General features: G+C 71.7%; 12 protein-coding genes. 8 read left to right on the forward strand and 4 right to left on the reverse strand.

The genetic code is table 11. From position 1 onward, the window contains the following. Positions 1-347: 347 nt before the first annotated feature. A complete protein-coding gene (locus KVT45_RS50495; RefSeq protein ID WP_217561072.1) occupies positions 348-1136 on the forward strand; it encodes a protein phosphatase 2C domain-containing protein in 789 nt (262 codons plus the stop codon). A 23-nt stretch (positions 1137-1159) separates the two neighbouring features. Here the strand turns inward: KVT45_RS50495 and KVT45_RS50500 are convergent, their stop codons facing one another. Next, positions 1160-1651, reverse strand: coding sequence for a MarR family transcriptional regulator (locus tag KVT45_RS50500; RefSeq protein ID WP_217561074.1), 492 nt, complete (start codon positions 1649-1651; stop codon positions 1160-1162). Positions 1652-1929: 278 nt separating this feature from the next. Here KVT45_RS50500 and KVT45_RS50505 point away from each other — a divergent pair, with 278 nt between their 5' ends. Beyond that, entirely contained in the window at positions 1930-2757 is an 828-nt protein-coding gene (locus tag KVT45_RS50505; RefSeq protein ID WP_217561076.1) for a lysozyme, read from the forward strand. Between the two features lie 163 nt (positions 2758-2920). On the opposite strand, the gene lon is transcribed toward KVT45_RS50505, so the two are convergent. Beyond that, a complete protein-coding gene (gene lon / locus KVT45_RS50510) occupies positions 2921-5341 on the reverse strand; it encodes an endopeptidase La (protein ID WP_217561078.1) in 2421 nt (806 codons plus the stop codon). A 247-nt stretch (positions 5342-5588) separates the two neighbouring features. Here lon and KVT45_RS50515 point away from each other — a divergent pair, with 247 nt between their 5' ends. After that, the gene (locus KVT45_RS50515; protein ID WP_217561094.1) at positions 5589-6341 is read left to right on the forward strand and encodes a GNAT family N-acetyltransferase; all 753 of its coding nucleotides are present in this window, start codon (positions 5589-5591) and stop codon (positions 6339-6341) included. A 211-nt stretch (positions 6342-6552) separates the two neighbouring features. Here the strand turns inward: KVT45_RS50515 and KVT45_RS50520 are convergent, their stop codons facing one another. Then, positions 6553-7146 carry a TIGR03086 family metal-binding protein gene (locus KVT45_RS50520; RefSeq protein ID WP_217561080.1) on the reverse strand — a complete coding sequence of 198 codons (594 nt, stop codon included), beginning with the start codon at positions 7144-7146 and terminating at the stop codon, positions 6553-6555. A 108-nt stretch (positions 7147-7254) separates the two neighbouring features. Between KVT45_RS50520 and KVT45_RS50525 the strand changes: the two genes are divergently transcribed. After that, on the forward strand, positions 7255-8754 hold the full coding sequence (locus tag KVT45_RS50525) for a sulfatase (RefSeq protein WP_217561082.1): 1500 nt from the start codon (positions 7255-7257) through the stop codon (positions 8752-8754). A gap of 30 nt (positions 8755-8784) precedes the next feature. Here the strand turns inward: KVT45_RS50525 and KVT45_RS50530 are convergent, their stop codons facing one another. Next, positions 8785-9600, reverse strand: a complete 816-nt coding sequence (locus KVT45_RS50530) for a rhomboid-like protein (RefSeq protein ID WP_217561084.1) — start codon at positions 9598-9600, stop codon at positions 8785-8787. 254 nt (positions 9601-9854) lie between these two features. On the opposite strand from KVT45_RS50530, the gene KVT45_RS50535 reads away from it, so the two are divergent. The 4 genes from KVT45_RS50535 to KVT45_RS50550 all read left to right on the forward strand — a co-directional run. Beyond that, positions 9855-10571 (forward strand): spermidine synthase, encoded by a 717-nt coding sequence (locus KVT45_RS50535; protein ID WP_217561086.1) that lies wholly within the window; start codon positions 9855-9857, stop codon positions 10569-10571. A gap of 117 nt (positions 10572-10688) precedes the next feature. Next, positions 10689-11429 (forward strand): response regulator transcription factor, encoded by a 741-nt coding sequence (locus KVT45_RS50540; RefSeq protein WP_089098810.1) that lies wholly within the window; start codon positions 10689-10691, stop codon positions 11427-11429. Further along, positions 11426-12535: a HAMP domain-containing sensor histidine kinase gene (locus tag KVT45_RS50545; protein WP_217561088.1), complete on the forward strand. Its 1110-nt coding sequence runs from the start codon at positions 11426-11428 to the stop codon at positions 12533-12535. The genes KVT45_RS50540 and KVT45_RS50545 overlap by 4 nt, the downstream gene beginning before the upstream one ends. A 326-nt stretch (positions 12536-12861) precedes the next feature. Beyond that, on the forward strand, positions 12862-13177 hold a 316-nt coding region (locus tag KVT45_RS50550), incomplete at its 3' end, for a hypothetical protein (protein ID WP_217561090.1).

Here is a 13177-nt window from a genome sequence, read left to right on the forward strand (position 1 = left end):
CGTCATAATCCCCGGCATTTCGGTGCCCAGTGGTGCGCGCACCCGATTCGTACGGTCCCCGACCCTCCCAGCGCCGGTGGGCAGTGGACTCACATCGACCCACCCGCCACCCGAAGGAGTGAACATCGGAGGGGAGTTGGCGGGCAAGTTCCGGCGGACCGTGCGGGGTCCTTTTCCGGCTGGCCGGTTGGACGCGGACGGCAGGCTTTGGCAGGATTCGCCACCGCAGCTTCCCGGAGTACGCCATTCCACCCCAAAACAGGCGGCTGACCTGCGGAACCGCGTCAGTTCCAAGGTCGTTGCCAGCCTTTGGTGAAGCCTGTGCAGGGGTCGTGCAGACTGGCTGAATGCGTACTGAAGTCGTTTCGGAACCCGGCACCCCCGAGCGCCCCAACGAGGACTTCGCCGGTGTCGGGCTTCCCGCCTCGGGGCAGGGGGGTTGTGTGATCGTCCTGGACGGGGTCACCCCACCGCGGGACGGCACCGGGTGTCTGCATTCCGTCCCCTGGTTCACCGCGCGGCTGGGCGGCGCGCTGACCGAACTGACCGTTTCGCGAGGAGATCTGACGCTGCGAGAGATCCTCGAACGGGCGATCGATCGCACAGCCGCCGCACACGGTGGCACCTGTGACCTTTCTCACCCGCGCACACCCCAGGCGACGGTCGTGCTGAGCCGCTGGTCCGAGGAGACCGTGGAGTTCCTGGTCCTGTCGGACTCCGCGCTGCTCCTGAGGTCCCCCGACGGCACGGTCACCCCGGTCCTGGACGACCGGCTCGACCGCGTGCCCCGCGCCTCACTGGCCTCGGACGCGATCGCCGACGCCACGGTCCGCAACAGGGAGGGCGGCTTCTTCACGGCCGCCGCCGACCCCTCGGTGGCCGCCCGCGCGGTCACCGGGACCGTGCCCCGCGCCGAGGTCCGCGCACTGGCCGCCCTCACGGACGGGGCGACCCGCTGGACGGAGAAGTTCCGCGAGGGCGACTGGACGGCCCTTCTCGGCGTCGTCCGCAAGGAGGGGGCGCGGGCACTGGTCGACCGGGTGCGGGAGCTGGAGGCGGCCGACCGGGAGGAGCGGGTGTTCCTGCGGCGGAGCAAGACGCACGACGACGCGACGGTGGTGTACGTCGAGCTGTGAGGCTCCCGGTGGCGGCGTGACGGCTACTTCTCCATGACGCCGTTCAACTGGTGGAGCAGCCGGGCCAGTTCCGCGACCTCCAGGCGGGGCCAGTGGGCGAGCTGGCGGACGTAGCGGCCGCGGCGGGCCTCGCGGACCGTGCCGACCCGACGCCGGCCCTCGTCGGTGAGGGCGACCAGCCAGGCCCGCCCGTCGGCCGGGTCGGGCTCCCGGGCGATCAGGCCCAGCTCCTCCAGGGCGCGCAGCTGGCGGGACATGGTGGCCTTGCCGACGCCGATGTAGGCGGCCAGTTCGGTGGCGCGCTGGCCGCCGCACTCGTCGAGCCGCACGAGCAGTCCGTACGCGGCGGACTCCAGGTCGGGGTGGACCTCCCTGGCCATCTCGCCCTGACTGGCCCGGGCGCGGCGCAGCAGCACCGTCAACTCGCGCTCCAGGGCCAGGAACTCCTGGTCCGCACCACTCGGCGTCAACCCGGTGGCGTCGCCCCGTTCGTCGCCCTGTTCGTCCTCGTGCACGTCAGCACCCCTGATCGGTTTCGCAGTCCTGAAAGTTTCCGTCAAGCCCCGTCATCGCCGCAGCTCGCCAAGTATTCCGCAGGCTCAGACCAAGGGCAGCCTCCGGACCCCCTTCCCAGGGGGTCCGCCACGTGCGTGGCGTCCACACCAAGGCCATTGCCGACATGCCCACGCCAGCAGATGGGGTCACGCCGTGTGACACCGCGTCGTGTCGCGCCGCGTAGACGGACCGCCTCTGGCATACCTGGGATCTTCACCTCACCCCACGGAGGCACGTCATGCCCGTGCACAGACCCGCCCCCACACTCCTCACCGCCCTGCTCGCGCTGCTGCTGGCGGCGCTCTCCCCGACCTCCGCCCACGCCGAGGCCCACGCCGACGCGTCCGGCCCTGCCGTCCCGGTCCGCGGCTCGGCGTACATGGGCATGGGCGTCCTGGCCCACGACGGCCAGAGCGGCACGCCCAAGACCGGCCTCGCCACCCAGACCGAGGGTGTCGACGTCGCCAGCTACCAGGGCGACGTGGCCTGGTCGACCCTGCTGAGCAGCGGGGTCAGATGGGCGTACACCAAGGCCACGGAAGGCACGTACTACACGAACCCCTACTTCACCCAGCAGTACAACGGCTCCTACGACGTCGGCATGGTCCGCGGCGCCTACCACTTCGCGACCCCGGACACCACGGGCGGCGCCGCCCAGGCCGACTACTTCGTCGACCACGGCGGCAACTGGTCCAAGGACGGCCAGACCCTCCCCGGCGTCCTGGACATCGAGTGGAACCCGTACGGCGCAGCGTGCTACGGCAAATCCGCGAGCGGGATGGTCACCTGGATCACCGACTTCCTGAACCGGTACAAGGCCCGGACGGGCCGGGCCGCGGTCATCTACACGGCGACCAGCTGGTGGAAGGACTGCACCGGCAACTACAGCGGTTTCGGCGCCAGCAACCCGCTGTGGGTCGCCCGGTACGCCTCGGACGTGGGCACACTGCCGGCCGGCTGGTCGGCGTACACGATGTGGCAGTACACGTCGACCGGACCGACGGTCGGTGACCACGACAAGTTCAACGGGGCCCTGGACCGGGTGGTCGCCTTCGCCAACGGGTAGGCGGTTCCGGAGCGCCCCGAAGGGGCGCGGGGCTGTATCAATGTGCGGCTCCGCCGCGTGGGCGCGACCAGCCACGACGGCGCCGCGGACGAATGACGGCACACAGGGCGAAGGCCCGGGCCCCCTCGCGGGGATCCGGGCCTTCTGCATCCGGCAGCGTCCGTCACGCCGCTACCGGAACCTCCGGCGCCGCGCCGTTCGTGGCGGGCGCGAGCGCCAGCTCCAGGACCTGCCGGACGTCGGTCACGGCGTGGACGTCGAGCTTGTCCAGCACCTCGGCCGGGACGTCGTCCAGGTCGGCCTCGTTGCGCTTCGGGATGATGACGGTCGTCACCCCGGCGCGCTGGGCGGCGAGCAGCTTCTGCTTCACGCCGCCGATGGGCAGCACCCGGCCGGTCAGCGAGACCTCGCCGGTCATCGCCACGTCCGTGCGGACCAGCCGGCCGGAGAGCAGCGACGCGAGGGCCGTCGTCATGGTGACGCCGGCGCTCGGGCCGTCCTTCGGCACCGCGCCCGCCGGGAAGTGGATGTGCACGCCCCGCTCCTTCAGGTCGCCGACCGGAAGCTCCAGTTCGGCGCCGTGCGAGCGGAGGAAGGACAGGGCGATCTGCGCCGACTCCTTCATCACGTCGCCCAGCTGACCGGTGAGGGTCAGACCCGCCGCGCCCGTCTCCGGGTCGGCGAGGGACGCCTCGACGAAGAGGACGTCGCCGCCGGCGCCGGTGACCGCGAGGCCGGTGGCGACACCCGGGACCGCCGTGCGGCGCTCGGCCGGGTCCTGCGCGGACTCGGGCACGTGGTGCGGGCGGCCGATCAGGGCGCGCAGGTCCTCGTCCCTGATGGTGAACGGCAGCTCCCGGTCGCCCAGTTCGTGCTGCGCGGCCACCTTGCGGAGCAGCCGGGCGATCGAGCGCTCCAGGGTGCGGACGCCCGCCTCACGGGTGTACTCGCCGGCGAGCTTGCGCAGCGCGCTCTCGTCGAGGATCACCTCGTCCTTGCCGAGACCGGCCCGGTCCAGCTGGCGCGGGAGCAGGTGGTCACGGGCGATGACGACCTTCTCGTCCTCGGTGTAGCCGTCCAGGCGGACCAGCTCCATACGGTCGAGCAGGGCCTCCGGGATCGCCTCCAGGACGTTGGCGGTGGCGAGGAAGACGACGTCGGACAGGTCGAGTTCGACTTCCAGGTAGTGGTCGCGGAAGGTGTGGTTCTGCGCCGGGTCCAGGACTTCGAGCAGGGCCGCGGCCGGGTCGCCGCGGAAGTCGGAGCCCACCTTGTCGATCTCGTCGAGCAGGACGACCGGGTTCATCGAACCGGCCTCCTTGATGGCCCGCACGATCCGGCCGGGCAGCGCGCCGACGTAGGTACGGCGGTGGCCGCGGATCTCGGCCTCGTCCCGGACACCGCCGAGGGCGACCCGGACGAACTTGCGGCCCATGGCGTGCGCGACCGACTCGCCGAGCGAGGTCTTGCCGACGCCGGGCGGGCCGACGAGGGCGAGGACGGCACCGCCACGGCGGCCGCCGATGACCCCGAGCCCCCGGTCGTTACGGCGCTTGCGCACCGCCAGGTACTCGGTGATCCGCTCCTTCACGTCCTCCAGGCCGGCGTGCTCGGCGTCCAGGATCGCCTTGGCGCCCTGGATGTCGTACGCGTCCTGGGTCCGCTCGTTCCACGGCAGTTCGAGCACCGTGTCCAGCCAGGTGCGGATCCACGAGCCCTCGGGCGACTGGTCACTGGACCGCTCCAGCTTGTCGACCTCCTTGAGCGCGGCCTCGCGGACCTTCTCGGGCAGGTCGGCGGCCTCCACGCGGGCGCGGTAGTCGTCGGACTCCTCGCCGTCCTTCGCGGCGTCGCCGTTCAGCTCGCGCAGCTCCTTGCGGACCGCCTCCAGCTGGCGGCGGAGCAGGAACTCGCGCTGCTGCTTGTCGACGCCCTCCTGGACGTCCTTGGCGATGGTCTCGGCCACGTCCTGCTCGGCGAGGTGGTCGCGGAGCTGCTGGGTGGCCAGCTTGAGGCGGGCGACCGCGTCGGTGGTCTCCAGGAGTTCGATCTTCTGCTCGGTGGTCAGGAAGGGCGAGTAACCGGAGTTGTCGGCGAGCTGGGACACGTCGTCGATGGCCTGCACGCGGTCCACGACCTGCCAGGCGCCGCGCTTGCGCAGCCAGGCGGTGGCGAGGGCCTTGTACTCCTTGACCAGTTCGGTGACATGACCGGGCACCGGGTCCGGGACGTTCTCGTCGATGCGGGTGCCCTCCACCCACAGGGCGGCACCCGGGCCGGTGGTGCCGGCGCCGATGCGCACCCGGTAGCGGCCGCGGATCAGCGCGCCCGGGTCGCCGTCGGCCAGGCGGCCGACCTGTTCCACAGTGCCGAGCACACCGGTGCCCGGGTAGGTCCCGTCGACACGCGGCACCAGCAGCACCTTGGGCTTGCCGGGTTCGGTGCGGGCGGCGGCCTGCGCAGCCTCCACGGCGGCGCGTACATCAGGGTCCTTCAGGTCCAGCGGGACCACCATCCCGGGCAGCACGACCTCGCCGTCGAGAGGCAGCACAGGGAGGGTGAGTGATGCGGACGTCGAAGCCATGATCTCCCCTTCGGCAGTCAACTTGAGTTATGCCGACTCAATGCACGTGAGCCACCGAATGTTCCCAGGGGTGCGTTCGCTGTCAGCGATCGGCTGCTGACCAGGTCGTACGGGGCGTACGACGGAGAAAGCAGCCAAGGTCCACGCCCGTAAAAACAGTTGATCGGCACGGGCGCATTCCCCGTACGGTCGGCCGGTGACCGACACCGACCTCACCGCGGCCCTGCTGGCCGCCTACGACGCCCAGATGCGCGCCGTCCAGCCCGTCCCCGCGCCCGGGATCACCTACGAGCACGACGGTCCCGTCCTCCGGGTCGTGGGCCAGCACCGCGGCTTCGTGACCGGGCCGCGCGACTGGGGCGGTGTCCGCGGCCCCGAGCTGAACGCGCTGATCGCCCGGCAGCGGGACTTCTTCGCGGCGCGCGGCGAGGCGGTGGAGTGGAAGACGCGCGGGCACGACGAGCCGGCGGACCTCCCCGACCGGCTGCGCGCGGCGGGCTTCGTGCCCGAGCCGCCGGAGACGGTCGTGATCGCCCTGGTCGAGGAACTGGCCGTGGCCGCCCCTGCCCTCCCCCCGGGCGTGACGCTGCGCCGGGTCACCGCCGACGCCGACCTGGACCGGATCGCCGCGCTGGAGACCGCGGTGTGGGGCGAGGACATGGCGTGGATCGCCGGGTACCTGAGGGGCCGGCTCGCGGTGGACCCGGACGGCACCGAGATCTATGTCGCCGAGGCGGCCGGGGAGGTCGTGTCGGCGGCCTGGGTGGCCTTCCCGCCCGGCACGGACTTCGCCATGCTGCTGGGCGGCTCAACGCTGGCCGAGTGGCGCGGCAAGGGCATCTACCGCGCGCTGGTGGCCCTCCGGGCGACCCGCGCGGCGGCCCGGAACGCGCCCTACCTCCTCGTGGAGGCCTCGGACGACAGCGCCCCGATCCTCAAGCGACTGGGCTTCACGGCAGTGACGACAACGACCCCGTACGTCTGGACCCCGGCCCGCTGAAGCGCGCCCCTCCAGGGGCGCGGGGCTGTATGTGACATGCGGCTACCGCCGCGTGGCCGCGGCCAGCCCCCACCGACCCGCAGGCGCCCACCGGCCGGTCCGGCACCGCCGGACAACGCCGTCGGGGTCGAGCACCGTCGCGGCGGAGAGAAAAGGGACCGGCGACCGACCTGCCGCGACCACGGCACGTGACGCCGACAGACCTGGCCCCCTACCTCAGCTCCCGCCCCAGGAACCCCAGTAGTCGCTCGTGTGTTGGCGACCCGGCGGGTACCGGTACCTCGGGGCCGAACATCCCCGGTGTCCGGAAGGCGTCGAAGCCCGGCATCGCCCGCATGGTCGCCAGGAGTTCCCCGCACAGCTCCTCGTCCAGTACCCCGCGCTGCCCGGTCGCGACCGCCAGGTCCGCCCCGTGGACGCACACCTCGGTCAGGTGGATCAGCGCGGCGGTGGGGCCGGGCAGCACGCCCAGCGAGATCCGCACGGTCGTGTCCAGCACGCCGGGCCGGTGCCAGGCCGCCCGGTCCAGCTCCGCGGCCGTCGCGTAGCCGGCCCGCGGGTCGTCCCCCAGCCAGTCGTCCTCGTGCTCGCGCCCGGCCTCGGTACCGGTCAACTGGGCGGCGAAGATGCGCATCCCGCCCACCGTGTGGTTGAGGGCCGTCCGCACGTCCCACTCCGCACACGGCGTCGGCGCCGTCCACTGCCCCGCCGTGATCCCTTCGACCACCCGCCCGGTCGCCGCCAGCGCCCGGTCGATCTGCCCCACCACGTCCGCCACTTCGGCCTCCCCCGGTGCCGCTGCCATGACTCCGCAAGGGCATCGCTACACCACCGCAACGCAACTCACAGGAAAAAAGCCGAAACTGCCAGCGGATTCACAGCGAACAGCGCACAACGGGGCTCGGGGGGACACATGGGTGACAAGCAGCCGGCGCCTGGCCGGCCCGGCCGACGTGCCGTGCTCACCGGCGCCGCCGTCGTCGCGGCCGGCGCCGCCGTCCCGTTGGCCCTGCGGGCCGTGGACGACGACGGGGCCGGCTCCCCCGCCCCCGCCCGCACCGCCCCCGCCGCCCCCGCCGCGAGCCGGCCCCCGGCGTCGTCGGCCTCGCCCCTCCCCCGCACCGACCCGCGCCCGAACATCCTCCTGGTCCTCACCGACGACCAGCCGAAGGAGACGGACTGGGCGATCCGCCGTACCGCCGACTGGCTGGGCGGGCAGGGGGTGACCTTCGCGCGGGCGCATGCCAACACCCCGCTCTGCGCGCCCTCCCGGGCCTCGATCATGTCGGGGCGGTACGCGCACCACCACGGCGTCCTCGACACCCGCCACCCGTACCACCTCGACCAGCACACCACCGTGCAGCGGCAGTTGCACGAGGCCGGCTACCGCACCGGGCTGTTCGGCAAGTACCTCAACTACTGGCACACCGGCGACAACCCGCCGCACTTCGACGAGTGGCTCCTCCAGGAACCGGTGGCGTACTACAACGGCCACTACAACGACAACGGCACCGTCCGGAACATCCCCGGCTACAACACCCACGTCATCAGGGACCGCGCCCTCGCCTTCATCGACGGGTCGCGCACCGACACCCGGCCCTGGTTCGCGTACGTCGCCACCCGCAGCGCGCACGAACTCAACATCCCGGAGCGGAAGTACGCGCACGCGCGCGTGCCGGAGTGGCCGGGCCGGCCCTCCGTCTACGAGGGCGACAAGAGCGACAAGCCCCCGTTCCTGCGCACGGCGAAGCACACGTACGACCAGGGAAAGGCGCTGCGCAGGCGCCAGTTGCGCACCCTGCTGTCGGTGGACGACGCGATGCGGGACTTCCAGGACAAGCTGCGCGCGCTGGGGCAGCTGGAGAACACGCTCGTGCTGTTCACCAGCGACCACGGGCTGTGCTGGGCGGACCACGGCTGGCTGCGCAAGTCGGTGCCGTACCGGCCGAGCCTGGAGGTGCCGTTCTGGCTGTCCTGGCCGGCGCACGGCCTGGGCAGGGGCACCGTCGACGACCGGCTCACCGGCCATGTCGACATCGCCCCGACCTTCCTGGACGCGGCCGGCATCACCCCGGACACCCCGCACGACGGCCACTCGCTGCTCGACACCCGCAACGACCGTGACCTTCTCCTCGCCGAGTGGTGGTGGAACCGGCAGGACCAGGAGCCGATCCACACCTGGGCCACCCACGTCGGCAGGTCCACGCAGTACACGGAGTACTACCGCACCCGCCTCGACGGGCAGGGCCGGCCCACGCAGGGCGACGGCGCGGTCCTCTTCCGCGAGTTCTACGACCTGGCCGCCGACCCGTACCAGCTCACCAACCGCCTGCACGGCGCCACGGCCGAACAGGAAGCGGCCCTCGGCGTCCCGGAGTCGGCGAAGAGCCTGGCGGCGGCGCGGCGCGCGTGAGTGTTCAGGCGGTGCGTCGCGCCTGGGTGTTCAGGCGGCGACGGCGAGGGCCGGGTCCGGGGCCCGCTCCCGCCGCCAGCGCCGTACCACCGGCCAGAGCCCGGTCCCGATGGCCAGCGCGATCAGGTGGCCCCAGTTGGTCATCGGGTCCTGGAAGGCGATGAGGTCGGTGACGAGGCTGTAGCCGACCAGCGCGAGCAGCGGCCAGCGCAGCCAGGGGGCCAGGAGACCGGAGAGCGCACCGATGCTGGCGGCCACGCCGAAGCTGATGCCGTAGTCGAGACGGTGCAGGGAGGTGTCGGGGAGGTGGCCGGCCAGGACCGCGAGGCCGACCGGGACCTCGGTCGCGAGGGTCGCCAGGACGTGGCCCGTCAGGAAGACGAGGATCGCGCGGGCACCGCCTATCCGCCGCTCCAGCGCGGTCAGGACGAGCACGAAGGCCAGCGCGAACGGCGACAGCAGCCCGCCCGCGATCCACACCGCGCTGGCCAGCAGGACGAAGACCGGGGTGCGCAGCAGATGGGCGACATCGGTGCTGGAGTCCTGGTAGAGCGTGTGCAGCAGGCCGGGACTCGCGTAGCTCGCGAAGAGCGAGGTGAGGGCCAGGATCGCCGTGTAGGTGAAGGTGACCGGGGTGCCGGTGGGGGTGGGGAGCAGCCGCCAGGGCAGCAGGCGCCGGGCCGTCGGGCGCCAGGGGTACGGACGGAGGGCGGGGCCGGCGGTCTCCGGGGCGGGTGCCGCGACCGGGCCGCGCTGGCGCGGTACGCCGTCGAGCAGGGCGGCGACGTCCCCGGCGGGAAGGGGCTCGGGCGTGGGCGTCGATGCGGCCCTCACGGTCCGTTCCACGGTGAGGCGCTCCTTCCGTTTCACCCCACCCTTCGCCGTCCCGCGAGCCGCTGTCTGTGACCGAGGCCACCCGGGGGACGATTCACAGGATTTTCTGAAGAACCAAGAGGGGTCAGGAGGAACCATACGAGCCGCATCCGGTCACCCGCGGGCGCGAAGCGCCGGGCGGCCCCTCGAACGGGTGACACCCGTGCGGCTGCCCGCCACCCGTAATTCGTGTGGCCGCAAAGCCCTGTTGGGGCAGGATGGCCGCCATGACCAGCTCAGCCTCCGCAAGCTCCGCGGCCTCCGCGTACGTCGGTTCCCCTGGTTCCCCTGTGGTCCTGGACCGGCGCGACGGGCCGTACGGCGAGGTGGTGCTGCGCAGACACGGCGAACTCCTGCAGATCATCGCCAACGGCTGCTTCCTGATGGACACCTCCGACGGACGCTCGGAACGGTTGCTCGTGGACGCCGCCCACCAGGCGCTGGACGGGCGGAGCGAGCCGGCGGTGCTGATCGGCGGGCTGGGCGTCGGGTTCTCGCTCGCCCATGCCGCACAGGACCCCCGCTGGGGGCGGATCACGGTCGTGGAGCGGGAGGCGGCGGTCGTCGACTGGCACCGGGACGGCCCGCTCTCGGCGCTCTCCGCCCGCGCGTTCGCCGATCCGCGCACAAGGATCGTCCAGAGCGATCTCGTCACTTACGTCAATGAGACATCGGACACGTTCGACGCGCTGTGCCTGGACATCGACAACGGCCCCGGCTGGACCGTCGACAAGGGCAACGAGGGGCTCTACTCGCCGGCCGGACTCGCGGGCTGCGCAAGGGTGTTGAGGCCGGGCGGGGTACTGGCCGTCTGGTCGGCGCAGCCCTCTGCCGAATTCGAAGAAACCTTGCGGAATGCCGGGTTCAAGCAGGTGCGTACCGAAGAGATCCCGGTTGCCCGGGGCGTTCCGGACGTCGTTCACCTTGCCGTCCGCCCTGGATAGCGAGTGCGCCTCCTGTCACCGTAATGTGCATCCCTGACGCGGATCATTCAAGCGTCAATCGCAGTCAGCAGTCATGGGATCACCCCACTGGTTCCGGAAAGCACACAGGGGCGGGCGATGGAGCAGACACACACCTCGCACAACGGCACGGCGACGGCGACTCCGGGCGCCCAGCGCCGGGTTCTGGTCGTCGAGGACGACCCCACGATCGTCGACGCCATCGCGGCCCGCCTGCGCGCCGAGGGGTTCCTCGTGCAAACGGCGGGCGATGGTCCGGCGGCCGTCGACACCGCCGAGGCCTGGCAGCCCGACCTGCTGATCCTCGACATCATGCTGCCCGGCTTCGACGGTCTGGAGGTCTGCCGGCGCGTGCAGGCCGCCCGTCCGGTGCCGGTGCTGATGCTCACCGCGCGGGACGACGAGACCGACATGCTGGTCGGCCTCGGGGTCGGCGCCGACGACTACATGACCAAGCCGTTCTCCATGCGGGAGCTGGCGGCGCGGGTGCACGTGCTGCTGCGGCGGGTCGAGCGGGCGGCCATCGCGGCCTCCACGCCCCGCTCGGGCATCCTGCGCCTCGGCGAGCTGGAGATCGACCACGCACAGCGCCGGGTCCGGGTGCGCAGCGAGGACGTACACCTCACCCCCACCGAGTTCGACCTCCTGGTGTGCCTGGCGAACACCCCGCGCGCGGTGCTCTCCCGTGAGCAGCTGCTCGCCGAGGTGTGGGACTGGGCGGACGCCTCCGGCACCCGCACGGTCGACAGCCACATCAAGGCGCTGCGCCGGAAGATCGGCGCCGAGCGGATCCGCACCGTGCACGGTGTGGGCTACGCCCTGGAGACACCGACGCCATGAGCGGAGGGCCGGCCGGACCGAGAGGCCCCGGGGAGGAGCCCTGGGGCGCCGTACGCCCGTTCTCGATCAAGACCAAGCTGGGCGCGCTCGTCGTCGTCTCGGTGCTGATCACCACCGGTCTGTCGATCGTCGCGGTGCACACCAAGACGGAGCTGCGCTTCATCACGGTCTTCTCGATGATCGCCACACTGTTGATAACGCAGTTCGTGGCGCATTCGCTCACCGCGCCGCTGGACGACATGAACGCGGTCGCCCGGTCGATATCGCAGGGCGACTACACGCGCCGGGTGCGGGAGAACCGCCGGGACGAGCTGGGCGACCTGGCCGAGACGATCAACGTCATGGCCGACGAGCTGGAGGCCCAGGACCGCCAGCGCAAGGAGCTGGTCGCGAACGTCTCGCACGAGCTGCGCACGCCCATCGCGGGCCTGCGGGCCGTCCTGGAGAACGTCGTCGACGGCATCGCCGAGCCGGACACCGAGACCATGCGCACGGCGCTGAAGCAGACCGAGCGCCTCGGGCGCCTGGTCGAGACCCTCCTCGACCTGTCCCGGCTCGACAACGGCGTCGTCCCCCTGCGGCAGCGCCGTTTCGAGGTGTGGCCGTACCTCTCGGGCGTGCTGAAGGAGGCCAACATGGTCGCCGGGGCGCGCGGGAGCATGACCTCGGGCTCCGGGAACCACACCCGTACCGACGTCCATCTGCACCTCGACGTCTCCCCGCCCGAGCTGACCGCGCACGCCGACCCGGAGCGCATCCACCAGGTCGTGGCGAACCTCATCGACAACGCGGTCAAGCACAGCCCGGCACACGGCCGGGTGACCGTGAAGGCGCGGCGCGGGCCGCAGCCGGAGTCGCTGGAGCTGGAGATCCTGGACGAGGGTCCCGGCATCCCGCGCTCGGAGTGGCACCGCGTCTTCGAGCGCTTCAACCGCGGCTCCGTACGGCGGCCGCACGGTCCGGGCAGCGACGGCGGCACCGGACTGGGGCTGGCGATCGCGCGGTGGGCGGTGGATCTGCACGGCGGCCGGATCGGCGTGGCCGAATCCGAGCGGGGCTGCAGGATTATCGTCACTCTCCCGGGGCTTTCATCCGTGCCAAGTTGACGTAAAGTTCGATCCGGAGCCTCAAGATCCATCTGTGGTCCGCGCGGCCGTCCGCACAGCCGGACACGTGTGATCAGGTGCGACCCCCGCGCATGTCGCGCCGGGCACCGGAGCGAGGTGATCACCGGCGTGGCGGAGCCATGCCCGGTTCCGTCCTCTCACAGCGCAACCACGCTTGTTTCCCGCCATATCAAGCCCTGAAACACGGTTTTCGGTGTGACTTACGCGACGATGAACCGGCCCGACCTGACCTTCGCGGTCTTGGAGGCGTAGCCTTTATTCCCGCTGTCCATAACCTTGTGAAGCGGAAGAGGGCGGTTGCCGCCGTGTCGCCACAGTCCCCCAGTAACTCGAGCATCTCGACCGACGCAGACCAAGCGGGCAAGAATCCCGCAGCCGCGTTCGGACCGAACGAGTGGCTCGTCGACGAGATCTATCAGCAGTACCTCCAGGACCCGAATTCGGTAGACCGAGCCTGGTGGGACTTCTTCGCCGACTACAAGCCGGGGGCGCCCGCCGCCTCGGCTCCGGCGGGTACCGCGGCCGCGGGGGCCGCGGGCACCACCTCCACGACACCCGCGCCGGCCCAGCCGGCGGCTCCGGCGCCCGCCGCGGCCGCGCCTGCCGCCCAGGCGCCCGCCG

This window comes from Streptomyces sp. GbtcB6, from assembly GCF_019091475.1.
GTDB classification, from domain to species: domain Bacteria; phylum Actinomycetota; class Actinomycetes; order Streptomycetales; family Streptomycetaceae; genus Streptomyces; species Streptomyces hyaluromycini.

Bases quoted from the DNA above. Each gene is read 5' to 3' on its own strand.
- KVT45_RS50495 (WP_217561072.1), top strand. From the start codon at position 348: ATGCGTACTGAAGTCGTTTCGGAACCCGGCACCCCCGAGCGCCCCAAC.
- KVT45_RS50505 (WP_217561076.1), top strand. From the start codon at position 1,930: ATGCCCGTGCACAGACCCGCCCCCACACTCCTCACCGCCCTGCTCGCG.
- lon (WP_217561078.1), bottom strand. From the start codon at position 5,341: ATGGCTTCGACGTCCGCATCACTCACCCTCCCTGTGCTGCCTCTCGAC.
- KVT45_RS50515 (WP_217561094.1), top strand. From the start codon at position 5,589: ATGCGCGCCGTCCAGCCCGTCCCCGCGCCCGGGATCACCTACGAGCAC.
- KVT45_RS50520 (WP_217561080.1), bottom strand. From the start codon at position 7,146: ATGGCAGCGGCACCGGGGGAGGCCGAAGTGGCGGACGTGGTGGGGCAG.
- KVT45_RS50525 (WP_217561082.1), top strand. From the start codon at position 7,255: ATGGGTGACAAGCAGCCGGCGCCTGGCCGGCCCGGCCGACGTGCCGTG.
- KVT45_RS50535 (WP_217561086.1), top strand. From the start codon at position 9,855: ATGACCAGCTCAGCCTCCGCAAGCTCCGCGGCCTCCGCGTACGTCGGT.
- KVT45_RS50540 (WP_089098810.1), top strand. From the start codon at position 10,689: ATGGAGCAGACACACACCTCGCACAACGGCACGGCGACGGCGACTCCG.
- KVT45_RS50545 (WP_217561088.1), top strand. From the start codon at position 11,426: ATGAGCGGAGGGCCGGCCGGACCGAGAGGCCCCGGGGAGGAGCCCTGG.